Origin of the sequence: Mycolicibacterium aromaticivorans JS19b1 = JCM 16368 (assembly GCF_000559085.1) — a bacterium.
In the GTDB taxonomy this organism is placed as follows: domain Bacteria; phylum Actinomycetota; class Actinomycetes; order Mycobacteriales; family Mycobacteriaceae; genus Mycobacterium; species Mycobacterium aromaticivorans.
Genome location: NZ_JALN02000003.1, coordinates 17,067 through 43,668 on the forward strand (window position 1 = coordinate 17,067; position 26,602 = coordinate 43,668).

The following is a 26,602-nucleotide window of genomic DNA, read 5'->3' on the forward strand; positions in this document are numbered from 1 at the left end:
TAGCTTACGGTGTCCGGCAGTCAACTCGGGCGTCGAGAGAGCCCTGCGAAGAGGTGGGCTAATCCCGGGGCCCAGCAGGACTGGCTACGCGCTGGTCACGCCCCGTTCGCTCAGCCACGACATGGGGTCCGTCTTGTCCGATCCATTGATATGCACTTCAAAGTGCAGATGCGGACCCGTCGAATTGCCACGGTTCCCCATTGTCGCGATTGGATCACCGGCGAAAACGCGATCGCCAACCTGCACGGTGGCGGTATCAATATGGCCGTACAGCGTGACTGTGCCGTTTGCATCGCGGATCTTGACCCACATGCCGAACCCCGGCGTTGGCCCGGCGGCGATTACCACCCCATCCGAAGCGGCATATATCGGCGTACCGATCGCGTTGGCGATGTCGAGTCCGCCGTGCAGGGTTCCCCAACGGTTGCCGAACTCTGATGTCAAGATGCCGCGGGTGGGGAACACGAACGGTGGGCGCCGCAGTCGGGCTTCGCGCGCGGCTCGCTCGTCGGCGAACGCGACGCCACGGGAGAGTTCCTCTCGGTGGATCGTCGAGTCCGCAGTGTTGCTGACGGCGACGATTTGGACACCACTAGCTTCCTGAGTCTGGGGAGGTTGCGAATTGCGAGCGGAGGCTGAGGCACTCGCCGCAGCTGCCTGTGCTCCTGAGGTGTTGCCTGCGATATTTATTGCCGCAGCGACTGCCCCTGCGGCGACGGCAGTTGCCACCAACGTCCCGCGGAATGCTGCTTCGCGACCCGCTGTGACGTGTTTGCGATGTCTGCCGGCCGCCGATCGATGCTGATGAGCCGGCGTATCCGCATCGCCGGCCCGTATGGATCTGAGGACGGGATTTGGCTTGGGCATGGGTGCTGCATGACGAGTGCTTCGTGGCGGCAGCAGGAAGAGCGGCCATTCGCGGAATAGGTCGCTTGTGTCGTCGAGTTCAGGTGACGCGAGGACAGCGATGTCGGTGGCGAACGGGTTTAAATCTCTTATCGGAGAGGATATTACGTCGAACCTGATGACGGGGAAGACGTCGGTGACCTCAGTGTCACATCGGCGTTTTCGACGCGCAATGGGCTGCCCTGCGCGGAGGTGTGACACCAACTCGAGAGGTCCTTACCGTTACCAGTCTGTTATTTGGTTGACGAGACGCTAACGGAATGAACACCTTTGGGCAAGCGATAATGTGGTCGTTGTTACCCAGGTGACGGTCTGATGCAGAGCTCGTCGCTCGGCCACTCGTGAGACGGCACGACCGGGATCTGCGCCACGAGCGCGATCCGCGGTTTGCTGTACGAACGTAGTAGATACGTGTGAAGATCCCGAGACCCGTCGGGCCGTCGACGGTGCCCGCGCGGATTGGGGGGCCGGGGCGGGTGCGAATAGTCTGCACCCGCCCCAGCGGGGACACCGCAATTGGGGGTATTGCGGGTTGGCGGCTGTCGCCAACAACTACCTAGCATAGTACGTAGCTACTACGTAGTGTACGCTTCGAGCCGGGACGGTCGAACGATCGCTGCGGTCGACGCTTGTGGCAGGAGGACTGGTGGTAACGGAAGCGCTGCCGATCGGACAATTACGGGCGCGCCGCCCATTTCCGGCTCGAATGGCCTCCAAGGGCAATCTGATCTACAAGCTGGTGACCACCACCGATCACAAGCTGATCGGCATGATGTACTGCGTCGCCTGCTTCATCTTCTTCTTTCTCGGCGGATTGATGGCGCTGTTCATGCGTGCCGAGCTAACCGTGCCGGGTATGCAGTTCCTGTCGAACGAGCAGTACAACCAGTTGTTTACGATGCATGGCACGGTGATGTTGCTGTTCTATGCGACGCCGATCGTGTTCGGGTTCGCGAACCTGGTTCTGCCGCTGCAGATCGGAGCGCCGGATGTGGCCTTTCCCCGGCTGAACGCATTGTCGTTCTGGCTGTTCTTATTTGGGGCGCTAATTGCGCTGGCCGGCTTCATTACTCCCGGTGGCGCGGCCGACTTCGGCTGGACTGCTTACACCCCACTGTCGAGCGCCATCAATACCCCGGGTGCGGGTGCCGATCTGTGGATTCTGGGGCTGATCGTCGGTGGTCTGGGCACCATTCTGGGCGCGGTCAACATGGTGACGACGGTGGTCTGCATGCGCGCCCCCGGCATGACGATGTTCCGGATGCCGATCTTCACCTGGAACATCTTCGTGACGTCGATCCTGGTGCTGGTGGCCTTCCCGCTGCTGACCGCCGCCCTGTTTGCGTTAGCTGCCGACCGTCACCTTGGCGCACACATTTTCGACCCCGCCAACGGTGGGGCGATCTTGTGGCAGCACCTGTTCTGGTTCTTCGGGCACCCCGAGGTGTACATCATCGCGCTGCCGTTCTTCGGCATCGTCTCGGAGATCTTCCCGGTGTTCTCGCGCAAGCCGATCTTCGGCTACACCACACTGATCTACGCCACGATCAGCATCGCGGCGCTGTCGGTGGCGGTGTGGGCGCACCACATGTACGTCACGGGCGCGGTGCTGCTGCCGTTCTTCAGCTTCATGACGTTCCTGATCGCGGTGCCCACCGGCATCAAGTTCTTCAACTGGATCGGCACGATGTGGAAGGGCCGGCTCACATTCGAGACACCGATGCTGTTCTCCATCGGCTTCCTGGTGACGTTCCTGCTCGGTGGTCTGTCGGGTGTGCTGCTGGCCAGCCCGCCGATCGACTTCCAGGTCAGCGATACCTATTTCGTGGTGGCGCACTTCCACTACGTGTTGTTCGGCACGATCGTGTTTGCGACCTACGCCGGGATCTACTTCTGGTTCCCGAAGATGACGGGCCGGCTGCTCGACGAGCGACTGGGCAAGCTGCACTTTTGGCTGACGTTCATCGGCTTCCACACCACGTTCCTGGTGCAGCACTGGCTGGGCAATGAGGGCATGCCGCGCCGCTACGCCGACTACCTGCCGTCGGACGGCTTCGAGACGCTGAATATCGTCTCGACGATCGGGGCGTTCATCCTGGGTGTGTCGGTGCTGCCGTTCGCCTGGAACGTCTTCAAGAGCTGGCGCTACGGCGAGGTCGTCGCCGTCGACGATCCGTGGGGCTACGGCAACTCGCTGGAGTGGGCCACCTCGTGCCCGCCGCCGCGGCACAACTTCACCGAGCTGCCCCGGATCCGTTCGGAGCGGCCCGCTTTCGAGCTGCATTACCCGCACATGATCGGGCGGATGCGCCGCGAAGCTCACGTCGGGCGTTTACATGATCCGGGCAACGGCAACTGACGCGCTCCCATGGAAGCGGCATATGAAGGCGGTCCTCGCGAGGCCATTCTCGGTGCGACAGGTCGTTCGTGCTGTTGTCGAGCGAACCGGTGGAGAGTGCCCCGATGACGCTGGGGCACTGGCTGTTTCACATCGGCGCGTCGTCAGTGTCGGGGGCCCTCGCCGAGGGGTTGACCCTAAGCATGTATATATGCGTATAATTGCATTTATGACCGAGCGGGACGACATTGATCGCGGGCGCAACGCCAACGGACAGCCAGCGCACCAGACGCTGGCGCTGGAGCTTGTCGACTTGTTGCCGGGGAGCGATGATCGCTGCGCTGAGCGATTAACGCACGAACTGGCTGAAAACACGGTCGTCGACAAGGTGCATGTCATCGACCGAGACACGCTCAAGCCGCGCCTGTGTGTTCACTACGACGCGGATGCCGTGACGGCGTCAGAAATTCAACGGCATGCGCTGCAGGCGGCGCAGACCATCAACACCGAGTACGGCCACCTTCGTTGGGCGATGGTTGAGACGGAGGGTGTAGCCCCAGCGCAATCAGCCGCCCTCATCGACCGGCTGTCCTCCACGCCCGGTGTTGTGGCCGCGGTCGTCACCCGTGATTCAGTCGAGGTGGAATTCCAACGAACGCGAGTGACCGCTCAGGAACTCGTTGACATCATCGCTGCCGGGCCCGCACCGACACCGCCTGCGTCAAGCGCCACCGCGTTCGACGACCGCCATGCCGGGAAAGCGGACGACCACTCGGAACACGAGCATAGCCACGGCGGAATCTTCGGGGAGCGAAGCGAACTCATCTTTGCAGGACTTGCTGGAGCATTGTTATTGGTCGGGTGGCTGCTGGCCACATTCACCGATACGCCGCGCCCTGCTGAGTTGGTTGTTTATTCTGCGGCATTCTTCTTCGGGGCCTTCTTCACGGTTCAGGAGGCGTTCGCCAGCATCCGACAGGGACGCTTCGAGATCGACTTCTTGATGCTGATCTCCGCGGCCGGCGCGGCTGCACTTGGTGAAGTTCCCGAAGGCGCTCTGCTGCTCTTCTTATTCAGCGTAGGTCACGCGCTCGAGGGCTACGCGATGGGCCGAGCCCGCCGGGCCATCGAGGCCCTCGGGGAGCTTGCCCCGAAGACGGCATTAGTCCGACGTGATGGCACGGGCGAGACCGTGGAGGTGCCTGTGGCCGACCTCCGCATCGGTGACATCGTCGTCGTACGCCCCAACATGCGCCTCGCCGCAGACGGCTTTGTCGTTGCCGGTTCCAGCAGTGTCGATCAGGCCCCAGTGACTGGTGAGAGTGTTCCCGTCGACAAGAAACCGGTACCGGACATCGCGGCGGCTGCCGCGACGCCTGACCTCGTCGACTCGTCGGCTCGGGTGTTCGCCGGAACCATCAATGGTGCTGGTGCCCTTGAGATTCAGGTGACGCGTCTGGCCGAGGACTCCACGCTGGCCCGAGTGGTCAGACTGGTCGCCGAAGCGCAGACCAAGACAACGTCGGCACAGCGATTCACCGACCGGTTCCAACGGATCTTTGTGCCGGCGGTGCTGGTGGGCGTCTTCCTACTGCTGTTCACGGGAGTCGTCGTCGACGAGCCTTTCACGGCAACGCTCTACCGCGCGCTTGCGGTTCTCGTTGCCGCTAGTCCCTGCGCATTGGCGATTGCGACACCGAGTGCTGTGCTTTCGGGCGTCGCCCGCGCTGCGCGGGCCGGCATATTGATGAAGGGCGGGGCGGCACTTGAGGCGCTGAGCCGCGTTGACGTGCTGGCGTTCGACAAGACCGGAACCCTCACCCAGGGCCGACCGCGGATCGCGGATGTCATTGTGGCCGAGGGTGTCGACGAAGTCGAGCTGCTCACAATCGCAGTGGCGGTAGAGGAACAAAGCGATCATCCATTGGCGGCTGCCATCGTCCGCGATGGCCGCGAACGCCTAGCCGGGGCAACGACACCGAAGGCGACCGACGTACGCGCGCTGAGCGGCCTCGGCGTCGTCGCAACCGTCGACGGGGTAGAGGTTCGTATCGGAAAGAGCGAGCTCTTCCTTGATGCGGATCCGCCGCCTACATCCCTCGCGGCGCGGATCGACGGACTTAAGAACGCCGGTCGAACGACCATGCTCGTGCGGGCAGGCGAGCGCTGGCTGGGCGTGATCGGCCTGATGGACGTGCCACGCCCGGAGGCGTCAGAAGTCATCCAACGCCTGCGCGGACTCGGGATCCGCGACACCATCATGTTGTCCGGCGACAATCAGCAGGTGGCCGACGCAGTCGCGGCAGACGTCGGCGTTTCCTACGCTCGTGGCAACCTCATGCCCGAGGACAAAGTGTCCGAGATCGCCGCGCTGGAGGAGCAGCTCGGGCGGGTGGGCATGGTTGGCGATGGTGTCAATGATGCGCCCGCGATGGCGCGGGCAAGCGTGGGAATCGCAATGGGCGCAGCCGGATCCGACGTGGCATTGGAGACCGCCGATGTCGCCTTGATGGCAGACGATCTCAAAGCGCTGCCTTTCGCGGTACACCTCAGTCGGCGCTCCTCACGAATCATCAAACAGAATCTGTGGGCAAGCCTCGGCATCGTCGCGGTTCTGATCCCAGCCACGGTAATGGGCCTCGGAATCGGGCCCGCGGTCCTCATCCACGAGGGATCCACGCTGATCGTCGTCGCTAACGCGCTCCGGCTACTCGGACTACCCATGTTGTCGATTACATCCGCCGGGCAGAGCGTTGAGACTTCGGGACGATCGCCGAACTCCTAAGCCTGACGAGCGAATTTGAGGATATCGGTGATAGAACGCGGGTTGCCGACGTTGGCGAGATCACCTCTCTCGGTCTTGCGAGTCGTTCGCCACAGGAAATCGGTTGATTCGCGAGCGTTGTCGACACTGGACAAGATGAGATGTCGAGCCGATGATCACCTGAGGTAGTCAACTCCACCAAGATCGGAGCAGACTCGAATGAACACGATCCCAGGAATGACATATGCCGGTGCGGCCCTCGGTGTGGCAACCGCGGCCTGGTTCGTCGTCGGTTTTGACAGCCATCCCGATGGCGTCGGCCAATCACTCCAGTACTTGAGCGGTTTCTTCGCCCTGGCGATCGCGACCCTGGCCATAAGCGCTACAGTCGTTGCAGTCTGTGGCGGCTGGATCGCCGACTTCGAGGAGTGACCAACTATCGCGGCGCGTCACCGGCCCGCCCTCGCGGGCAATTGCGTTGGGGCATCATGTGGCGCGCAGCGATTGCTCTAACAGGCGGCGCGGCAGAGCCTCTCGGCTTCTTGCGCATCACTTTTGCGGTGGCATCGGAGATGGCGATGGCGGCGGTGATGATAGCGACGTTCTGGGGCAGAGCGGGTCTACCCAGTCGCTGATCAATTTGTCGTTGGCGTCCGCTTCGGGATCGCCCTTCTGCATGCCGATCGTGGTGACGAAGTGCTCGATAGCGGCCTTCACCGAGTCCGGGGGACCGTACTTTTCCATCACGTCCGCAGCCGCCCGCGCAGCATCGGGCTGTTTGGACAGCATCAGGTCGAGGTAGCCGGTGGCGACATCTGAGCACGCATCAGCGCCGAGCGGATCAGACGGTGGTGGTGGCGTCGCCGACGAAGGTGACACGGAGGGAGGTGATGACGATGCCCGTGAAGCCGGTGATGGCGTCTCCGTCGACGATGAGTTCGGACCAGATTTATCGCTGGAACAGCTCACCGCGATCGTCACCGCGACAATAGTTCCCGCGATCATGATTCCGTTCAACCGCATGCACATTCTCCCTCACATCAGCGAAACAAGCAGGAGCCGCCACTCGCCACGACGGTGCCGAAATCAATGGTTGTGTCGCTTTGTCGGACGCACATCAGAAAACAGCGAAACCCGTTACAAGCGAGTCCTTTAGCCGCAGGCTCACGCGAGCACGCACTTGAAAGCCCACGACCACCGCTGCACCTACCACGATCTACTTAGATAGTACATAGATGATGGCGCTTGGTACACGCCAATCTCTGCTAAACCTTGAGAAATTGGGTTGATGTGCGCCTCAGAATAATTGGCGCAATCGAGGTGCATGGTGGCGTTGCTTTTGATCTCTCCACCATCTCAGCCGCCGGATAGGCTTGGCTGAACCTGCGCGACGGCTTGACATCCTTGGACTGGGAGTTCCACTCGGAACTCGGTACGGCCCGGTTCGGACTCGACCTCTACTTTGCCGTTGTGGGCATTGATGATTGACGCGACGATTGCCAGTCCTAGGCCGGAGCTGTTCATAGCGCTCGATCGTGCTCGGTCTACGCGTACCAGCCTGCCGGAATAGGGCGGGCAGGATTTCGGAGGGGATTCCCGGTCCGTCGTCGATGACCGTGAGCTCTACGGCGTAGGGGAAATGCCGGATAGCGGTAGTGACCGTCACGCCGCCGAAGTGCGCTTCGTCGAGGACGCGCTGCTGCTGTCCCAACTGGAAGAGGCGCAGGATGGCAGACCAACGATCGGAAGCTCAACAAGTTTCTCTGGTTACATCTCGTCGTCGAGACTGGTCAGATCCTCGGCTAGACGCAGGTTCAGATCGATATCCGCGACGGCGGCACTCCAATCGCCGCCGTGAGCTGCTCCGAATCCCTCCAGAGACAGACCAACGAGATACGAGACCGCCTCTTGCAGGTTCGGATCTTTCATTGCGTCGTCTAGCGCCTGCTGGAAGCGGCTTTGCTCCATCTCATGTGCGAGCGAACTCAACAAGCGAAACGCCAGTGCGCGCCGCTCGTAGTCGTTCGGCAGCTCGGTCACGTCATTCCTAACGGATCGTTGCGCGCCGGCATTACGCCGCGACTTGCCAATCCTGTCAGGCCGCGAGCCATGAACGGTGCTGACAGGATGACGCAGTAGTAGTTGTTGTTGGCCGTCCGACTGTTCAGGCATCACGATCTGCGGAACCTGCTGTTGTCCAGGCCCTTTGGCCCCTGCCCACGGCAAGCCAGACACACAGCGGGGTCCCGGGGGCGGCTGTGTGGGGGAGCGGGGTATTCGTCACGTGGCGGGTGTGGGGTTATTTGTGTGGGGTGGTTCGAGGAGCCCGTAGAGGGGGTTTTGGGCTGCCGCTGCGCGGATCTCGGCGCCGGCGGCGGTGACGTAGCGTTGTGAGGTGGCCATGGATTCGTGGCCGAGCAGCTTCATGAGTTGGTAGACGTTGACGCCGCTGTTGGCGAGTTCGGTGGCGAAGCTGTGCCTTAGTCCATGGGTGAGGGCTCCCCGAGCTCTGTCGCTGTCGACGCCAGCGCGGCGGAATGCTCGCAGGATTCGGTATTGCAGTGTGCCGCGGGTGATCCGGTTGCCGTCGGGCCCGACGAACAACGGCGCGGATGGCGCCCACCAGCTTAGGCGGCCCCCTCGGGCCGAACGCCGCTTGACCGTGGCGGGGAACCTGGTCGCGCGACTATCTAGGTAGTCCTCGAGAACCTCGACCAGCGCGGCTTCGATAGGCAGATAGCGGTCTTTGCCGCCTTTGCCGCGGACGTGGATGATCGCGGTGTTGTTATCGGCGGGTCGGACGTCGCCGATGTTCGCGCGGAGAAGTTCGTCGGCGCGAAGCCCCGCGAGTAGAGAGGTCAGGATGATCGCCTTATCGCGGGCCACCCAGTCGCTGGCGCGGTGCTCGCGGTCTTCGCTAAGAGTATCGAGCAGCCGTTTGAGCGTGTTCGGCGCAAGGCTTTTCGGCAGTGTCTTGGCGATCTTGGGTCGGCCCACCATCGGCATCGGATTAGCGGGAATGAGTTCGCAGGTGAAGAGGAAGGCGCACAATACGTTCCAGGTCGACCAGCACCGCTGGATCGAGGCCGCCTCGTGAGTTTGGGCGTACTGCGCGAATGCACCGCGCATGCTTGCAGTTGTTATGTCGCTCAACGCCATTGCTGGCAGGTCGCTGCCGCTTCCGGCGATGAGCGCGGCGATGGCGTCGAAGTCCTGGCGGTAGGCCTTCATCGTGTGTGCTGACGGTTTGCGGGTGCCACGGTCGGCCAGAAACGCCGCGAACCACTCGGGGCGCCCGCGGGGTTCCCCGACACCTTCCATACCGTTAGCCTAGCTTAGTTCGTGGATAACGAATGTTATCCATGAAGCTCGCGTGTCGTCTGCAGGCCGAGCGGGGAAGTGCCCTTCAGCCGGGTTGGGCGTGCAGGGAACGATCGCTTCAGCGGCTTCCGTCTAGCCGTTCGGCGCGAAGGGGAGTGGTGGATCGTCTCAGGCTGGGTCACTTAGGTGTCAGGTATGCCCGGCGTCTGGGCGACAGTTTCCTGAATGCCTGTGATCGATCTGCTGATGGAATTCTGGAACTCATAAGCCTCGGCAAGGTTTTCCTGGGAGGAGACGGTGTCGGGGTGGTCGGGGCCCAGCAGTCGGGTGCGGTCTGCGAGGACACTCTTGAACAGTTCGATGGCGTGCTGTGTTCTGTGCGCCGAGCGATGCACGGCCGCCAGGTTGTGTCGCGCGGTCAGTGTGTCAGGGTGCTCAGCGCCCAGCACTCGGCTCGTATCGGCGACGACTGCTTCGATGAGTGCCCTTGCCTGTTCCAGCTTTCCGGCTTCGCGGTAGGCTCCGGCGACGTTGTTGCGACTGCGCAGAGTTCCTGGGTGGTCAGGGCCAAGTACGTTCGCACGGTCGGCGGCGATCGATGCGAACAGCGGGATAGCCTCATCTGCCTTCCCGGCCGCCATGTAGGCGCCGGCGAGATTGTTGCGGCTTCGAAGAGTAGCGGGATGAGTTCTGCCGAGAATTCGTGTGCGGCCGGCGAGGACAGATTCGAAAAGGCTCGCGGCGTGGTCGAGGTGACCGGCAGATTGATGGGCGTAGGCAAGGTTGTTGACGGAGGCCAAGGTCCGGGGATGATTACTGCCCAGTAGCTGCTGGTGTTCCTCTGCGTTCGACTCGAACAGGGCAATTGCGACATCGAGCTGACCCGCTGATTCGTACGCGTAGGCGAGGGTGTTGCGGGCGGCGATAGTGTCCAGGTGGTGGGTGCCGAGTAGCCGTTCCGTATCCTTAACGAGGCGCTGCCCGAGTTCTATTGCTCGGGTGGCATTTTCGGCCTCGAGTAGATGCCGTACCGCCCAATGGCGAGCGGCCAGCGCCCTCTTGATCAGCTCGCTCGACACGACATCATCCGCGTTCGGCAGCACCGTGCGAAGGATGATGACCCCGAGGCGTTGGCGACACGGTCAATTCAGCGCATCCTCGGCTAGGGCGAGGTTCTCCCGAATGGTCTCAATCAGGGGGTGATCAGAACCTAGCGCCCGCTCGGTGTCGGCAAGCGTCGACAAGAACATGGGGACCGCTTTGGCCGGGGCTTTTGCCAGCCGGTAGGCGTTAGCGACGTTGTGCCGAGTGCGGAGGGTGTGCGGATGGGCGGGTCCCAGGACCTGGGCGCGGATACCGACAAGTGGTTCCAGTATCGCGATGGCCTCGTCCAACCGACTCGCCGCTTGATAAGCGACGGCTACGTTGTTGCGCGAAGTCAGGGTATCGGGGTGTCTGTCGCCAAGCACCCGCTCGCGGACAACGAGCAGCGTCTCGTTGGCTGTAATGGCCTCGTCGAGACGACCAGCCGTTAAGTAGCCGAGCGCGAGGTTATTCCACGTTATGAGGGTGTCGGGATGATCACTGCCGAGCACGCGGATCCGATCAGCGAGGACATCTTCGTACAACGAGATGGCCTCATCGACGCGGCCCGCGGATTCGTAGACGTAGGCCAGGTTGTTTCGGGTGGCGAGGGTGTCGGGGTGGTCGAATCCGATTACTGACCGCTGGTCGGTGACGACCTTTTCGAACTCGGTCACTGCCGCGTCGATCATGCCGGCGGATTCATGCGCGCTTGCGAGATTGTTACGGGATATGAGTGTGTCGGGATGGCTGGCACCGAGAAGCCGTGTTCGGTCGGCGATCACCGCCTCGTACATGGCGATCGCATCGCTTAGTCGGCCGGCCGATTCGAGCGCATCAGCGAGATTGTTGCGCGTTGTCAGGGTATCGGGGTGATCGCCACCGAGCACGCGGATACGCCCGGAAAGGACAGCCTCGTACATGGCGATCGCCTCGTCGGAGCGGCCCGCAGCCTCCAGGGCGTCAGCGAGGTTGTTACGGTATGCCAGCCTACTCGGATCGTCACCTCCCAAGACGCGCTGAGAGTCATCGACTACCGATTCGTGGAGTGAAATCGCGTCGTCCGAGCGTCCTGCTAATTCGTACGCCCGCGCGAGATCGCTTCGGGAACTGAGGCTTTGGGGATGATCGACGCCTAGGAGTCGGGCAGTATCAGCAGCGACCCGCTCGCCAAGACTGATAGCGCTGGTCAGATCGACCGCACCGATCAGCTGGCGGACGGCCCATTGCCGAGCCGAAAGCGCACGCTGAGAAGCTGCGGTCACGACACGTCGTCTTCCTGCAGTGCCTCCCAGAGCGCTTCGGCGTGAGACACAAGCCACGAGCCCTCGTTCCTGCGGCTCCAAGCCTCAGACGAGTCAAACAGCTCAGGTTCGATCAAGTCCAAGACACCGGACGCAAGGGAAGAAAAAGTCCCATCTGCGCGATACCGTTCCCAGAGCACCCGCGCCATAAGTCGGTGCATGATCACCGCGTCACCGCTGAAAGACCACGACAACACCGAGCCGTCAACGCATTTGGCTAACGCATCGTCTATGGCTCCGGTTGAGGCGTGAGTGAAATCTGAGATGCCCCGCAGAAGAGTTCGGGGTACACCTTCGGGCGACAAAAGGGCAATGGTTCCGATGACGGTACTGCATATGCCACCCGGGTCGGAGGACACCACCGCATCGACGTTCATCATCAAAGCGGCCGCGATCGAACGCGGGTAGCCGCCTCCTTCGCGGCGGGGCATGATCTCGACGACCGTCCGTTCTTGCAGCAATGCGAAGTAAGCACCGTAGTCGAGCCGTCGCGCCTTGATGGTCGCGGCGGCCGACGAAAGGGCGAGCGGCAGGTGGCCGAGTTCTTCGGCGATGCGCGACGCGCCCGCCTGGTCATCGAGCCCAGTTCGCTGAGTCAAGTAGCCGATTGACTCTTCCGGGGTGTATTCGCTCACGTCGATCGGCGTTCCAAGCTCGGTGAATGACCGGCTCGTACTGGTGATGACCACGCGGGTGCCAACTGGTGGAATGTACTTCTTCAATTCATCGGGATCGGTGGCGTTGTCGAAGACCAGCAAAGCGTCACCGACGCGTCTGCTCGCCAGGTGTTCGGTCAACCGCCGGGCTGATTCGGCTGAATCTCCTTTGGGGTCTGCGACATTGAGCCGTTCTGCGATCCGAGCTAGTCCGGTGACCATCTCGCCTACCGTTTCGGCGTTCACCCAGCCCACGACACCGCAGCCCTCGACGATTTTCGACCGGGCATAGGCGGCGGCAAGTTGCGTCTTCCCGACGCCACGCATACCGGTCAAGGCACACACGACGGCGATCGGATTCCGATCCAGGGACTGCGAGAGCCGAGTGAGTGTGTTCCTTGTGATGAATGCCGGTGGCAGTCCAGGAATCTCACCTACGACGACCTGATGTGACGTCGCTTGTCGCGAGGCTGGGGGATGGCGGGAACTGAGGTCAAGTTGGCCTCTCTCGACGTCCACCGCCTCGCCGTCGGGGGTCACCTCAGTGGGTGGGAGCGACTTCCGCACAGCATCGACGAGGATGTTCCGTACAACGGTGGCGACGGCGCTTGTGGGGTTGGTAGCAGAAAGAATTGTGCTGTGGTCTCCGGGGAGCGCCCGCGGCTCGGCGAAGGGTCCTCTGGCCGAGGCCACCGGCACAACGCCGTCTTCGAGGCCGTAGAAGACGTGGAACGGTATCCGGCAGAATCTATCTGAATCGTACGGCGCGTTCACTATCTGATTGAGCACCCGTGCTTGGGCTGCTTTGACTGGTTCGGAGTTTGGCCGCAATTGCAGCTCTTGCACGTTGCGTGAGCGCAAGATAGTCCGCCGCGTGGACATCATGAAGTCTGAACCATCGTTGGGGCAGGCCAGTAGGACCACAGCGCGTATGCGGCGTAAATCGTGTCCGCGCCCGTCGTCGAGCATGCGTGCAAGGAAGCGCTGTATGACAAGGCCGCCTTGGCTATGGCCGACCAGCACCAGCTCGTCGTGTTCGCGGCACTGGTGTTCCAAGAATGTCCGCAGCCAGTCTGCCAGCGCGTCCAGGTCTGGGCGGCGCCTCATGCGATTGACAACGACCTTCTTGGAGCTGTACTCGAATTTCGGGAACGCGTATCTCTCGCCGACGTCCGGCAGTTGTTGCAGCTGAGTCAGCAGTGGTTGCCATACGTCTTGGGAGGAGAAGATGCCGTGTATGAAGACCGCGGCTGAGCCCACGAGCATCTCCTCCGACGAGACGGTGTCTGACGTGGATAACATGCTATCGGGCGTGGTTAGGGTTGCGCTGCGCTGCGAGTTCACGAGATTCCGGGGAGCCGAAATAGTCGGCAGTTATCGGAAATGTCGCCGATCCACGCTAACGTGGTAAACGTGGCGCCATCCAAGTCGACGATTTACCAGGGCGATGACGGGCTCGAGCGAGCCCTCGTGGATCTGGTCCGAGTGGGCGCGCGTGGCCACGCCGCAGGTGTTCGTCAGCTTGCCGGACGCCTAATGCGGGCCGTTCCATCGTCGGTGCCCGACGCGGACGCATTTCGTGTGGCGCTACACGACGCTCTATCGGCGGCAGCGCCCACAGCGGGGCTCCGGTTCGACAGCGGAGCGATCCCGGCGGATGCCGAAGGGACACATTCGTTGGCCCACGTCGACGCGATCCCGAGCGGCGACGAACTGGTCGTCGATGACGCTGTGGCGGCGCAACTACACGAGATTGTGACAGAGCGTGAGCGTCGCGCTGAGCTGGCACGAGCGGGCGTCGCGGTGAGCCGGACCGTGTTGTTTTGGGGCCCACCGGGTGTGGGCAAGACCCTCGCCGCCCGTTGGATCGCGCAGCGGCTCGAATTGCCGTTGGTGACACTGGATCTCGCTGCGGTCGTCTCCAGCTACCTGGGCAGTTCCGGCCGTAACATCCGATCGGTACTGCAGTTCGCAAAGTCGGGCCCGTGCGTACTTCTGCTCGATGAATTCGACGCGGTCGCGAAGCGCCGCGACGACGACACCGACATCGGCGAGTTGAAGCGCATTGTCAACGTGATCCTTGTCGAGCTGGATCGATGGCCGGAGACGAGTCTGTTGGTCGCCGCAACGAACCATCCCCAGTTGCTCGATGAAGCCGTCGATCGCCGCTTCGATCGCATCATCGAATTTGCGCTCCCCGGCGGCGCTGAACGGCGCACACTGCTGGCCAACCTGAAATGCAGGGACGTCTCGGCAGAGGTAGTGGACGTGGCCGCAACAATCTGGGAAGGACACAGTCACGCGGTCATTCTGCGTTTCTGGGATCTCTGCAGGCGCAGGGCAATTCTCAACAATCGGACTATGGAGGACGTCGTAGTGACAGAACTCGTCACGCAGTTTCCGACCAGCGATGCGCGTAACCAGGTCTGGCAAGTTGCACACGATCGGCTAGGGATGTCGAATCGGAGCATCGCAACTCTCGCCGGCGTCAGCCACCCCACCGTTGCCAGCGGTATCCGGCAAGCCACGGAAGCGCTGTGACGACCCCGGGTTCGACAGCCGGAGTCGCCCGCCGGCTGTTGCTCAATGGTGAAGCGATGCGATTCGAGGTCGAGCCCGCCCCAACGGGTGGTGGACCGAAGTACAACCCATTCACTTCTGAACAAGCTCGGGAGTGGCTACTCCCGCAGATCCGTTCCACGCGTGCCGGATTGCGAGAATTGCCTGACGAGCTGCGGGCCGTGGACCGCATCTACATCGAAGCCAAGCTCTTCCCGAATTATCTTGCTCCGACGTACTATCCGGAAGCTCTGCTCGGATACATCGGTGCGGTCCCAGTGGGTTCAAGGTCGGACGCCAGCATCCTGCGCACAGCGGCGCAAGCTCGGCCGAGCGGGACCCGCCGACTCATCCTTGCAGTCGATGACACAGCACTCGAGCGGCTCGAATCACTTGTCGATGCCCCGGGCCCTGGCCGCAGCGCCCAGCAGGCGTTCGAACAGATTCGACGCCTCGAGGAAGTCGCCTCGCCTGCGGTGAGTTCCGTTCTGCGCGTGGATCCCGAGCAGAGTATCGGCGAGCAAGTGAGCTCTCTCTATGAGGCAGTGCTGCACCCGCGCGCTGTGCGGTCCGGCGAGCCCGTAGCGATCGACGCTGCAACGCTGGATCGCTGGGTATCGCTGGTGGAATCATACGGCGGTACCGTGCACGGCGACTTTCTTCGTACCGTCGGGGGATTGACTTTCGTCCCAGTGCGGGTGGCGGACGCGGATGCACCGCAATTAGCGAGGTTCAACCCGCTACGGGCGCTGCGACCGATGCCCGCTATCCGACCGCGGCCTCGGTTCGGGTTGCGCAGTGCGAGCCGGATTCGGCCCCCCACTGTTCCGGACCCCATTGCTGACGTCACGACTGTGGCGGTATTCGACGGCGGCGTCCGCGATCCGGATCAGCTTGGGCTGTTCCCAATTCCGGTGATCGATCTGACGCCGGAGCCGATCGAGGCCGACGATGTTGATCATGGCACCGGTGTTACCGGCGCCGTACTTTACGGACTGTTGCGCTCAGGTGATCAGGCGGCGCAGCCACCTCTGCCCGTGGAGAGCTTTCGGGTCATGCCACCGCCGTATGACCCGGGGGACCTCGATGGGTACTGGATCCTTGACCAGATCAAGGACATTCTGACCGAGGGTCGGCACAAGCTGGTCAATTTGAGTCTGGGACCGACTCTAGCTGTCGAGGACGACAACGAGCCGAACCGGTGGACCGCAGAACTGGATCAATTGGCGTGGGAGCGCGACATCGTCTTCGTGGTCGCGGCTGGAAATGACGGAAACCAAGATCGCGATACTGGGCTACATCGAGTGCAAGTGCCAGCCGACATGGCCAACGCGATTTCGGTCGGTGCTTGCGATGTGCCCGCTCCCGATCGGCCGTGGACGCGCGCACCCTACTCATCAATGGGTCCCGGACGCCCCGGAAATCGGACCCAGCCGCTGGGCGTTCAGTTCGGCGGAGTGGATGACCGGATGTTCGACGTCTTGTGTGCCGACGGAACGTTTTTGGAGGCGACGGGCACGAGCTTTGCCGCGCCGGTCGTCACTCACGCACTTGCGGACCTCACAACGCGGCTACCTCGGGTGAACAGCAGCGTACTTCGAGCGTTCCCAGTGCATTTCGCCGAACGCCATCGCGCCTTCAAGAAGCGGCAGGACGAGTTCGGCTTTGGGCGGCTGCCTTTGTCGTTCGCCGACGCGATGGAATGCACCCCGGACCAAGTGCACGTGCTGTTCGTCGATGAGATCGCGCGTGGAGACATCGTGGGCTACCAATTGCCGCTGCCCCGATACTTCACTGGACCGGCAAAGATGTCGGTCACCCTTGCCTATGCCTCACCCGTGGAGCCGACCCAGCCCACCGAGTACACCTCTGCCTCGCTCGAACTGACATTGCGTCCGCACCGCAACATGTTTCGATTTTCTCCGCCGACGGGATCCGACGAGCCAGCCAGGGAAATCGACCTCGCCTCGTCCGAGGCGCGAACCCTGTTGATGGAGGGATGGAAAGCCGGTCAGGAACCGGTCGCCAAAACCCTCACGAACACAACAAGTTTGAATGAGGCAGATCTGCGCGACTCGGGCAAGTGGGAAACGTTGCGACATTACAGAGTCAATTTCACCGCGGGCGAACTCGATAGCGCGAGGCTGGAGGTGCGCTATGTCGCCCGCCGAGCGGGAGCTTTGGACGGTTCGCCGACCGAGGTGCCTTTTGCCATGCTCGTCTCGGTGTCAGACTCTGGCGGGAACGGCACGTTGTACGACGACATTGCCGCGCAATTTACTGCCTTGCGGCCGGTCCAGCGGGTCGCCGCGGGGCGGGTCCGGCTGCGCGGAGCCCAGCAGAACACTTGGTACTAGGTGGAGCGATAGGAATGAGCGCGACGCACATTCGGGACGAAGCGCTAGCACTCGGATACCTCGGCAATGCAGCCTTGGCGATGATGCGCAGCGTGTTCCGTGAGCAGATGCCGCGATTTCCTGCCCTCGACGAGGCCGATGAAGTCGATGACTTGGTGAACGAATTTTTCGAAGCAAAGGGTGCCGGCTATGCGAATGCGGTCACCGCGGTTCCCGACGATGCGGCTGCCTACCGTCTCACCGGCAAATGGGTCAAGCACTGGCTGGTCGACCGAGTTCGTAAGCGCCCGTGGGGAGCACTACGAAACCGGCTCGAAAAACGTCTGGAACGCTCAGATCTCTTCTCGCCATCGGCGCTGGCACATCACTGGATCCTCACGAATGGCGACGATATTGATCTGCTGGTCGCGCCCGATGAACTGCGCTCTATCGCGGCCGGCGCGCCGGTCGAGTTGGCCCAGTTGAGGGGCGATGGCCCCGTGCCATTGGGTCGCCCGGGGCAACTGGAGGAGATGTTACGGCGGGTTCTGGCCGCGGCCGGCCGACTCCATATCACCGACCTCACCGATATCTGCGCCGACCGGTTCCCATCCTTGTTAGACGCAAATGATGCCTTCGACGTGACGCCCGAGATTGATTGGGAGGTCATTGAAGAGACAGTGTCTGGTCCTGATAGCGCTGCGATTGCCGAGACGCAACTCAGTCACGAACACGTTGCCGCCCAACTGATGTCGACGTTGACCGCCCGGGACCGCACAGTGATCCGATTCCTTAACGACCCACGTGGACTCGCGAACGAACTTGGCGTGGGCCGCAGCAGCGCCTACAGCCTAGTTGCCACGCTTCGGGCACGTCTGATCGAGATTGCCGGTGATGCCGAGCGAGGCCGCGAGGTCGTTGCGGCTCTGGTCAGTCTGGTGCTGGACGATGGAGCCGTTGTCCCGTCAGTAGATGACATGACTATGGAGGGTTCGAATGTCGTCTGAGTCGTCCGAGCGCTGGTTAGAACTCGCGCGACGTGCCCCGATTGGCCCGAAGCGCGGCGGGCTTCTGCGCAGCTCCAGCACAACCGACGACGTTTCAGCGGGCCAACTGCGTCAGGCGTGCTGGGGTGAGTCGACCGTCGTCCTCCTCGTCGTGAGTGTCGACGACACTTCTGCGCGAGCCCACGCTGTTCCCGTGTCTCTGGAGGCCGGCGTAGAAGACAAGGCGACTGTGATCGTGGAAGCCGACGCCAGCCCGCTATATGGACCCATTGCGATTTGGCCAGACGCAGCAGCCGAGATTCCGTTTGGAGTGCTGGACACGATTATCGCGTCAATCCCTCGTTCGTTACTCGAAATCATCACCGGCGCAACAACAAATCCTGGCACAAAGGAAGGGCTGCGTAGAGGAAAATTCGACCCGCCGCTCGGGTCGGGAGCGGCGATGGCGATCGACGAGCTCTTCGATGCTTTCGAGGCGCTCCAGGCAGCACCGGGGCTGCGCATCAGTGATTCGGTGAAATCGGTTGCACAACTTGATATTCCGCTACCAACCATCGTGACTACGTTGCACGTTACTCAGGCTCGTGCCATGGCCATTCGCATAGGGAAGGAATCGCTGACGCGCGACGAAGCCCAACAGCTCGCTGCGGCAGCCGGTCTCGCCGTCGACGATGTCCTTGCCGCCGTCGCGCCACTACCGAAGGATCTCGCGCGCGAACTGCAAGAGCCGCGCTGGCGCCCGCACATCCGACAGCGCGCGGTCGATGGAGACGAAGATGCAGCGCGAACACAGTTTGGCTACGAGGCCTACCAGCTCGCCGCGCGAGAAACCGGCCAAGGACGGCAACAATGGAGACAACGCCTGGAAGCGATAATCGCAGCAGAAGGCAGTTAGGCCCGTGCCGCGAACATTCGACGCCGTGCCTGCCCAAGTCGACGCAATGGTGCGTGTGTGGGAAGCGCGGGGCGGCAGTCGAGATGATTTGACGCGTGATGCGTTTGCTGCGCTCGAAGGTCGAGGTGACCTCACTGTGCTGAGTGTGCCAGAGTTCGTGCCTCACGATTCCCAACGGGGCTGTTCCGTCGCCGGTGGGTATCGATGGGATCCGCCGACGCTGATCGTGACGCAGTCGATGTCATGGCGGCGCCAGCAATTCACGCTGCTACACGAACTCGGCCACCACATCCAGAAGACCGACATCGCCCTCGGCACTGCAATCGTCGAGCACCGTGAGCCTGAGGCGTTCGAGGATGCGAGCTGCGATGCGTTTGCCGCACGCATGTTGCTTCCCGATGATCTCGTCGAGGCGCACATCCACGGTTCTGGGCCCACGGTCAGTACCGCAACTGGGTTGTTCGCGGCCTCCAATGCCTCCCGGGCGGCGATTTGCGTCCGCCTCGTCGGACGGCTCCGATCAGCTGGGGTGGTCGCCGTGCTCGACGGCGATGGCATCGTCACCTTCGCGGCCGCGTGCGGCGGATTGTTTCCGCCCGCACGCGGTAGCGATCAGTGCGCCAACCTGCTTGTCCAGGCGGCGATGCGTGCGGATCGAGACGGTCGTGTGGTCACGCGCGACGACGCAAAGATCTGGTACCGCGGTGGCCACACCTCCGACCTGCTCTACGGCCAAGCGGCTTGGGCAGGAGATCGGCTGTTCCTGACGATGGTCTCCTACGGGGCGCCGTGGCTGACGTTCTCACCGCCCCGAGATAGCACGGCCGACCAGGCTCCCGACGCCTGGGATGAATGCGAACACTGTCACCAGGAGTTTGTTGCAGAGGGTGTCTGCGGCGGCTGCGAGCATCCCCGCTGCCCGTCAGGTCACTGCGGCTGCACCGCCAACACCGAACAGACCTGCACAGAGTGTTTCTTATGCAAGCACCCCAGCCAATTCGACACTGGCTCCACGGTGTGCCGGGATTGCGCGAGCTGACAACGGGCTCCACGCTCAGGGTGTTCTGGACGATTTCGACGTTGTCCCGTCTCTAACTGTTGAACAGGCGAATGCCTGCATCCAGGAAGAGTGGAAAGGAGCCCGCTGTGGCGCCCCAGGACAATATCCAGATCTACATCGACGGTGAACCAATCACAGTCAAGCACCGGCGCCTTACCGGCGCCCAGCTCGTCGCTCTCGTCACGCCGCCCGCCGACCACGTGTGGCTCGATATCGCCGACGCGCAAGATGAGTCGATCGCCCCGACCGAGGTCGTGGCCATCGAGGAAAACATCCGCTTCTACACCGACCGCCCGCGCACCATCTACATCGACAAGATCCCGTACCAGGTGCGCACCGCCGTGCTCACCGAAACGCAGTTGCGGGATTTGCCTACTCCGCCGATCGCCGACGACTACGGCATCTGGAAGGACATTCCCGATGACCTCGATGATCCGATCAAGGCCGGCGAGATCGTCCACATCGTTGACGGGGACCGCTTCTTCACAAAGGCGCTGCCGAAGAGAGAGCTGCACGTCATCGTCAACCGAAAGCACACGGTGACCCTTCACGGCGCTCGCCAGACCGGCATGTCGATCAAGGAGGCCGCCATCGCCCAAGATGTGCCGATCCAGCTGGACTTCCTGCTGTCCCGCAAGACCAGCGCAAAATTCGACCAGGTCGGTGACGACGAGCAGATCCGGGTCCACGATGGCGACGAGTTCCGCGCCGTCGACGGGGATGACAACTCGTGACGACCACGCCAATCAGCTCGGCCGTCACGGGCGCGGTTCAAGAGGTCCAAGAGACGTTCGCCGAATCCGCCGTCACCGTCACCGCCACCGGTGACGGTGGCGCGTGGGTGGTCATCGACCCGATCCCGCTCAGCTCCACCTACGCACAGGACAGCTCCTGGATCGCCTTCCTCATCACGTTCGCCTACCCGGAGGCAGACGTTTATCCGCATTTCGTGCGACCTGACTTGAAGCGCACTGACGGCGCGGCCCTTGGTGAGGGGTTCTCGCCCACGACGTGGGGCCCGGCGGGGGAGCCGGGAATGCAGCTGTCTCGGAGAAGTAATCGGCTCAACCCTGCCGTCGACACGGCCGCGACCAAAGTCCTGAAGGTGCTCAAATGGCTCAACGAACGGTAGATGCGCCTTGGTCGGTGGTGATCACCGCCGGGCAGTGGGCTGTGCTGCGGGATCATCTATTTCGTGGTGACGGTGACGAGCACGGCGCCGTGCTGCGATGCGGTATAGCGCGAAGCGCGCGCGGCACCAGACTGCTGGTTCGCGATGTGGTGGTTGCCGTGGACGGTGTCGACTACGTCGAGGGAACCCGCGGTTACCGGAAGCTCGCCGCGGGCTTCGTTGCCGATGCGATCGACGCCTGCGCACAACAGGGGTTGGCCTACCTCGCGGTGCACAACCACGGGGGTCGCGACCGAGTAGCCTTCTCAGGCACTGACATGGCGTCCCACGAACGTGGCTATCCGGCGCTGCTCGATATCAACGGCGGCGTCCCGGTAGGAGCGTTGGTGTTCGCCGAGAGTGCCGTTGCTGGCGATATCTGGACGAGCGACGGGCAGCGTCACGCTCTCACCCACCTGCGCGTGATGGGTAGACCGCAGCTCACTATTACCCCCGAGCCCGTCCCAGCCCAAGTTGCAGATTCGACCTACGATCGTCAAACGCGGGTCTTCGGCGATCGCGGTCAGGCGCTTCTTGGGCAATCGAAGGTTGCTGTCGTCGGGCTCGGCGGGGCTGGATCGCTTATCGCTGAATACCTCGCCCGCCTCGGGGTCGGGCATCTGGTGTTCATCGACCCCGACCGGCTCGACCCGACGAATCTTCCGAGGGTCGTCGGTGCTCGCCGACTTGACGCGATGTCCTGGCTTCGGGGCAGCACGCGACCGCAGTGGATGCGAGAGCTCGGAGCCCGCATCGCAACACCAAAGGTGAAAATCGCCGCGCGAGTTGCTCGCCAAGCCTCTCGTAGCGTCCGGATCTCCGCGGTGGCGCGCTCGGTGGTCGACGCTGACGTTGCGGCGCTGCTGACCGACTGCGATCATATTTTCCTTGCCGCAGACTCGGCGCTCGCCCGCCGCGTCGTCAACTCCATAACTCATCAGTACCTGATCCCGAATACTCAAGTCGGCGCTAAGGTTTCGGTCGTCGATGGCCAGGTCGCCGACATTTTCTCCGTGTCGCGGATGAGCAACCCGGGAAGCGGCTGCCTGCAGTGCAATGGTCTGATCCCCGCCTGGCGTTTGACCGAGGAAGCCACAGGGGAAGTCCAACGCCGCCGTCAGCGCTATATCGTAGATGAGAACATCCATGCCCCGAGCGTGATCTCACTCAACGCGGTCGCCGCAGCCAGAGCAGTCGACGACTGGCTCATGATGGTTGGGGGCCTGGTAGATCCGGCCGCCGGAGCCGATCATTGGGTCGAATACCACCCTCTCACCGACGACGTCGTCGAACTCCGTCCTGCAAAGTCACCGGGCTGCTTGCACTGTGGCTCAACGCGTTTCGCGATCGGCGACGGCGCGCCGTTGCTGGCACGAGGGGGCGAACCTATGCGGAGGGCTGAACGGCTAGGCTACGGTCTGAGCTCGGGTAGTTCGGGGTCTCGCCCTATTCGATCGACGTGATCCGACACGCGTTCTGGCGCTGGCGAAGTTCGACGACTGGGGTTCCGCGTCTCGACTCAAATTACTTTTGATCGAGGCCCGCCGCCCAGGTTGGCCGCTACGACCGAGAGTGGGAGCAACCGTCCTCAGTCGGCTGGCAGTTCGTTGGAGCGGGATGCTCCGTCGCTGTGCGAACAACTGGGTGCTGTGCGCAATTCACCCGATTGCCGGTGCGCTCCCTACTCAGCGACGCATGCACCTCGACTCGTCGGGTGGAGGGAGCTGTTTGTTGTCATCTGAGTGACAACCAGTGTCCATGTCCGTCGTCCGCACGGTACATGCTTCATTGGGCGAGCCGGGGAACGAAGCTTCTTAATAGACCAGCGCTTCAATCAATGGGCAGCGGGGGCTGTTCCCCGTTCGTGGTTTGGCTCTGCGCAAAGATATCGCGGGCGAAGGCTCGGAAGTCGGGATCAAGGCGGGCCACGGTGACAAGGAACCCGCACACGTCGGCCAGTAGCTTCGCCGCGAACGGATCGGCTGCCTGGCCGAAGGCATCCACAACGTTTGCTTGTTCCTTGGCCAGTGTGGCCTCGGCGGCCCACTCGGCATAGCGGAGTTCATCAGTCATCACGTTGGGCCGGCGGAGGTGACGCGTGAGGAGATCGAGCAAGCGTGGATACCAGGGTGGAAGAACACCATCGTCGGTGTCCTTCTCAGCGTCGGGAGGAGCGTATTTTGCTAGGGCTGCCGCAAGCGCTTTCTTTTCCCTCAAGGCAATCTGCCCGCCGAAGAGATACTGCTGCAGTGCGGTGTTTGGATCCGAGATATGCACGGCGCGTACATATCTCGCGGCGTGCGCCAGTGAGAGTGTGTATAGCCAGGCGCAGTCGACGAATAGGGCGCGGTGCGCCGGCTCGTCAGGACGAAGGTGCTTGGCCGCCGTTGCGAGGTGGGCCACGACCTGGAGCAAGTTCCGATGTTCGTCGTAGACCCAGTAGTCGAATTGTCGGTATTCGACCAGTTTTTCGATTCTGCGGTCGAGGCTGGTCATCGCTTTCATGGCCGCAGCGACGCGACCTTCGTCGAATAGCAACGCGAGCGGGCCGCTATCAAGCGGCATGTTCGTGGGGTGATACTCCTCCAGACGGGCGAGGTCGGTCGGTTCCAACACCGAAATCTGCAGGCGTGCTGCCAGCTGCCGGGCGGCCGCAACGACACCTCCCGAGCGGACCATCCAAGCGTCGTCTGCGGAGAAGAAATCTGACACGCCGCGGACCCAAAACATCCGTTCAGTGGAGCCGCGTTGTGACGTCTTGCAGTCGGAGATCACGGTCCGCAGCGCGAAGCCGGGTGCGACAACGATGCCCAATACGTCCAAGTCCGTGAACGTCTCGTGCTGCGCGCCCTTGCGAGTCGTTGGCACGTGAGCCCGCAGTGGAACATCGACGCGCGTGGTGAAGCCCATGCGCCACAGCAGCCGCCGTGAGGCCACCTTCAGGCCAAGGTCAAGCTCCGTCACAACGCCGACCTTCCCATAGCCGCGTCCATGATGCTGCGGTACTCACCAGCGCTCAGGGTGGTCTTGCGCCGTCGTTTGGCGACGGTTTGCAGTGGTGCTTCGTAGGTCGAACTTGATGACAGTAGCCCGCGAGCGTCGTCGTCGCCCGCACGCGCCTCGAGCTGCTCTCCGAATGTGAGGAGGTCTCGGGCCAGGCGCACGGCGGCGAGGTTGTCTTCGGTGGCGATCAGCTGCGGCGCAACCCAGTTCCCTGATGGGACGAAGTCGACGATCTGCATCCGGTACAGGAGTTGGTACTGGCGCTGGTGCGAGCTGTGAGGACGAAGACGGTGATTGCGGTTGGGGTCCAATAGGGCGGTGAGCACCGCCGCCGGGTACTTCGTGCTGGTCGCCCCGCCGAAATGCTCCCCGCAGCGCACACAAGCCAGGACGGCTAGAGCCTTGTCTAACACCGGTTTCCGCACGGTCAGCAAGCTGGCATCGGGGACATAGGGCACTGCGGCGAATGGTTGATCGTGCCCACCAGGTGTTTGGACCGATGGAGCAAGAATGAATCCGCGGGCGATCGCGTCGGCAAGGGCGGGATGTTGGTCTGCATCCAGCGGCAAACCCTGGTGAGCACGCACCGCTTGAAGCTCCTCGGCGAATCGGCCAGACCCGTGTTGTTCCATCAGCGTGGCAAGTAGCTCTGGGTTCTCGAAGCCGAAGAACGGCGAGTACAGGATCTCACCCTCGATCAGATCGATGCTCTTGACGAGTTGGGAGGCCTTGCCCAGCTCCAGAAGGCGCGGGATGTCACTGCGGTCGAGCCCGAGTGTCGCCTCCAGCGATTCCGCCGGCACCGGACTGGTCGCTAACCTGTCGACGATCGCGACCATCTGTTGTTCTAGCGTGCTGGGCGACCCGGCTCGCCAGGTGCCGCCGAGGCGGTCGTAGAGATCCTCATAGATCGGCACGGTCTCGTTGAACGAGACGATCTTCTGCCCGCTGCGATGTACGTTGCTGACCATGTCGGCGCGCTCGAGCGCATCGACAACATCCCGAAAGGCGTACGGGCTCACGTCGAGTTGCTCGGCAACGATGGTCTTGAGCGACTCCGCGTCCGCGATGATGTCTTGACCGCGGATCAGCGAGGCCAGACTCGCAGCCATGCCGATGAGACGGGTATCGGACAGGGGCGCCAGCGTCGAGCTATTCGGATCGACGTTGCGCAGCCCGGCATGGACGTCACCGCACCGCAGTCCCGCTTTGAAGTCTGCGAGCGAATCCTGTGAATGCACTGTACAAGCTTACCCACCCCCGGCGGGGTGGGGCCGATCATGTGCTGTTGACGCAGCCCAGCTTCGTCGATCAACCACCAGCCCCGACTGTGCCCTCGTTACACAGCTACGCACGCTACGCCGATTGATGTGTACTTCGCCGAACCCGGACATGTGGGAAACTCACTTCATGAATAATGAAGATATCCTTGAAAGGTGACTAACTATCTTGGGGCGCAGGACAATTGATGTTTGTGAACCGTCACTGCTGCGAAAGTAGCCGCCGCGTACCGATGGACGGGCTTGTCGAAACCTGAGTGAATCCCCCGGCGGGGGAGCGGCCGATACTGATTGGCGCACCGCCACTCCCAGTGGAACCAACGACTAACGATCGGGAGCCAGTGAGGTCGCGGAGATGAACTGGAACCGCCAGATCCGCTGAGAATCAACAACCAATCCGGGGTCAGCCCCATTCAGTGCGATTACAGCCAGATGCGTTGAGGCCAAACAGATCGGACAGCGCTAAGTAGTTTCGTAGTGAGTGAGAACGACATGGTTGACGGCAGCACTACTAGAAAAAAGTTGACGATGAGTGGAAATCACCAGGGGCATATCTGATTCCAGCATCACCTGACATAAGGTCTACCATGCGTTAGTTGATCTAACTAGCTGTCACAGCCTGCGTTCAGCCGTTGCTCAACCTCTCGGGAACCGCAGCATCCGGGACTCTCGCACAGTGGATCCCCACCGCCGGCGATACGAAAACCGAAATCCTGGCCAGCGCCCAGACGCACTGCGCCGTTGAACGGCCAGGGGAAGCTCATCAACCAAGCCGTCATGAATACAGACCCCGGGGTGTTCTTAGCAGAGGCGGATGGACTCGTCCACCCACAACCTGACTCAGTCTATTTCATGGATAATGTAGATTATCCATGAAAATAGAGGAACCTGTTGCTGCACAGCGCGCTATTGGCGCACA

General features: G+C 62.2%; 21 protein-coding genes. 11 read left to right on the plus strand and 10 right to left on the minus strand.

Annotated elements, in window-relative coordinates:
* Positions 1-84 precede the first annotated feature (84 nt).
* On the minus strand, positions 85-729 hold the full coding sequence (locus Y900_RS33295; RefSeq protein ID WP_237752793.1) for a M23 family metallopeptidase: 645 nt from the start codon (positions 727-729) through the stop codon (positions 85-87).
* Positions 730-1,552: 823 nt separating this feature from the next.
* Here Y900_RS33295 and ctaD point away from each other — a divergent pair.
* From ctaD to Y900_RS28525, 3 genes are all read left to right on the plus strand, one after another.
* Positions 1,553-3,265: an aa3-type cytochrome oxidase subunit I gene (ctaD, locus tag Y900_RS28515; RefSeq protein WP_036349475.1), complete on the plus strand. Its 1,713-nt coding sequence runs from the start codon at positions 1,553-1,555 to the stop codon at positions 3,263-3,265.
* Between the two features lie 208 nt (positions 3,266-3,473).
* Positions 3,474-6,029, plus strand: a complete 2,556-nt coding sequence (locus Y900_RS28520; protein WP_237752794.1) for a heavy metal translocating P-type ATPase — start codon at positions 3,474-3,476, stop codon at positions 6,027-6,029.
* A gap of 198 nt (positions 6,030-6,227) precedes the next feature.
* Positions 6,228-6,440, plus strand: a complete 213-nt coding sequence (locus tag Y900_RS28525; protein ID WP_131536352.1) for a hypothetical protein — start codon at positions 6,228-6,230, stop codon at positions 6,438-6,440.
* Between the two features lie 117 nt (positions 6,441-6,557).
* On the opposite strand, the gene Y900_RS28530 is transcribed toward Y900_RS28525, so the two are convergent.
* The 7 genes from Y900_RS28530 to Y900_RS30635 form a co-directional block, all read right to left on the minus strand.
* Entirely contained in the window at positions 6,558-7,031 is a 474-nt protein-coding gene (locus tag Y900_RS28530) for a hypothetical protein (protein WP_131536354.1), read from the minus strand.
* Between the two features lie 333 nt (positions 7,032-7,364).
* A complete protein-coding gene (locus Y900_RS33300) occupies positions 7,365-7,532 on the minus strand; it encodes an ATP-binding protein (RefSeq protein WP_081845433.1) in 168 nt (55 codons plus the stop codon).
* 243 nt (positions 7,533-7,775) lie between these two features.
* Positions 7,776-8,048 (minus strand): hypothetical protein, encoded by a 273-nt coding sequence (locus tag Y900_RS28535; protein WP_036349173.1) that lies wholly within the window; start codon positions 8,046-8,048, stop codon positions 7,776-7,778.
* A gap of 240 nt (positions 8,049-8,288) precedes the next feature.
* On the minus strand, positions 8,289-9,329 hold the full coding sequence (locus Y900_RS28540; RefSeq protein ID WP_036349174.1) for a tyrosine-type recombinase/integrase: 1,041 nt from the start codon (positions 9,327-9,329) through the stop codon (positions 8,289-8,291).
* A gap of 182 nt (positions 9,330-9,511) precedes the next feature.
* A complete protein-coding gene (locus Y900_RS28545; RefSeq protein WP_036349175.1) occupies positions 9,512-10,432 on the minus strand; it encodes a tetratricopeptide repeat protein in 921 nt (306 codons plus the stop codon).
* Positions 10,433-10,471: 39 nt separating this feature from the next.
* Positions 10,472-11,677 carry a tetratricopeptide repeat protein gene (locus Y900_RS31385; RefSeq protein ID WP_157838300.1) on the minus strand — a complete coding sequence of 402 codons (1,206 nt, stop codon included), beginning with the start codon at positions 11,675-11,677 and terminating at the stop codon, positions 10,472-10,474.
* Positions 11,674-13,632: an alpha/beta fold hydrolase gene (locus Y900_RS30635; protein WP_192827625.1), complete on the minus strand. Its 1,959-nt coding sequence runs from the start codon at positions 13,630-13,632 to the stop codon at positions 11,674-11,676. The genes Y900_RS31385 and Y900_RS30635 overlap by 4 nt, the downstream gene beginning before the upstream one ends.
* Positions 13,633-13,755: 123 nt before the next feature.
* Between Y900_RS30635 and Y900_RS28560 the strand changes: the two genes are divergently transcribed.
* From Y900_RS28560 to Y900_RS28595, 8 genes are all read left to right on the plus strand, one after another.
* Positions 13,756-14,913: an AAA family ATPase gene (locus Y900_RS28560; protein ID WP_081845435.1), complete on the plus strand. Its 1,158-nt coding sequence runs from the start codon at positions 13,756-13,758 to the stop codon at positions 14,911-14,913.
* Between the two features lie 56 nt (positions 14,914-14,969).
* On the plus strand, positions 14,970-17,288 hold the full coding sequence (locus Y900_RS28565) for a S8 family peptidase (RefSeq protein ID WP_131536358.1): 2,319 nt from the start codon (positions 14,970-14,972) through the stop codon (positions 17,286-17,288).
* Between the two features lie 14 nt (positions 17,289-17,302).
* Entirely contained in the window at positions 17,303-18,274 is a 972-nt protein-coding gene (locus Y900_RS33305) for a hypothetical protein (protein ID WP_036349181.1), read from the plus strand.
* A gap of 193 nt (positions 18,275-18,467) precedes the next feature.
* Positions 18,468-19,169, plus strand: coding sequence for a hypothetical protein (locus Y900_RS28575; RefSeq protein WP_237752795.1), 702 nt, complete (start codon positions 18,468-18,470; stop codon positions 19,167-19,169).
* Between the two features lie 136 nt (positions 19,170-19,305).
* Positions 19,306-20,208, plus strand: a complete 903-nt coding sequence (locus Y900_RS33310) for an ImmA/IrrE family metallo-endopeptidase (protein WP_237752796.1) — start codon at positions 19,306-19,308, stop codon at positions 20,206-20,208.
* 107 nt (positions 20,209-20,315) lie between these two features.
* A complete protein-coding gene (locus tag Y900_RS31405; RefSeq protein WP_081845436.1) occupies positions 20,316-20,963 on the plus strand; it encodes a multiubiquitin domain-containing protein in 648 nt (215 codons plus the stop codon).
* Positions 20,960-21,361, plus strand: a complete 402-nt coding sequence (locus tag Y900_RS28590; protein WP_109751293.1) for a hypothetical protein — start codon at positions 20,960-20,962, stop codon at positions 21,359-21,361. Before Y900_RS31405 ends, Y900_RS28590 begins: the two co-directional genes overlap by 4 nt.
* Positions 21,362-21,375: 14 nt before the next feature.
* Positions 21,376-22,863 carry a ThiF family adenylyltransferase gene (locus Y900_RS28595; RefSeq protein ID WP_237752797.1) on the plus strand — a complete coding sequence of 496 codons (1,488 nt, stop codon included), beginning with the start codon at positions 21,376-21,378 and terminating at the stop codon, positions 22,861-22,863.
* Positions 22,864-23,230: 367 nt separating this feature from the next.
* Here Y900_RS28595 and Y900_RS28600 read toward each other — a convergent pair whose 3' ends face one another.
* Positions 23,231-24,364, minus strand: a complete 1,134-nt coding sequence (locus Y900_RS28600; RefSeq protein ID WP_036349192.1) for a hypothetical protein — start codon at positions 24,362-24,364, stop codon at positions 23,231-23,233.
* A complete protein-coding gene (locus tag Y900_RS28605) occupies positions 24,361-25,644 on the minus strand; it encodes a hypothetical protein (RefSeq protein ID WP_051660572.1) in 1,284 nt (427 codons plus the stop codon). The genes Y900_RS28600 and Y900_RS28605 overlap by 4 nt, the downstream gene beginning before the upstream one ends.
* Positions 25,645-26,602 lie beyond the last annotated feature (958 nt).

Coding starts and splice junctions, on each gene's coding strand:
- Y900_RS28520 (WP_237752794.1), top strand. CDS start 3,474: ATGACCGAGCGGGACGACATTGATCGCGGGCGCAACGCCAACGGACAG.
- Y900_RS28525 (WP_131536352.1), top strand. CDS start 6,228: ATGAACACGATCCCAGGAATGACATATGCCGGTGCGGCCCTCGGTGTG.
- Y900_RS28530 (WP_131536354.1), bottom strand. CDS start 7,031: ATGCGGTTGAACGGAATCATGATCGCGGGAACTATTGTCGCGGTGACG.
- Y900_RS33300 (WP_081845433.1), bottom strand. CDS start 7,532: ATGAACAGCTCCGGCCTAGGACTGGCAATCGTCGCGTCAATCATCAAT.
- Y900_RS28540 (WP_036349174.1), bottom strand. CDS start 9,329: ATGGAAGGTGTCGGGGAACCCCGCGGGCGCCCCGAGTGGTTCGCGGCG.
- Y900_RS28560 (WP_081845435.1), top strand. CDS start 13,756: ATGTCGCCGATCCACGCTAACGTGGTAAACGTGGCGCCATCCAAGTCG.
- Y900_RS28565 (WP_131536358.1), top strand. CDS start 14,970: ATGCGATTCGAGGTCGAGCCCGCCCCAACGGGTGGTGGACCGAAGTAC.
- Y900_RS33305 (WP_036349181.1), top strand. CDS start 17,303: ATGAGCGCGACGCACATTCGGGACGAAGCGCTAGCACTCGGATACCTC.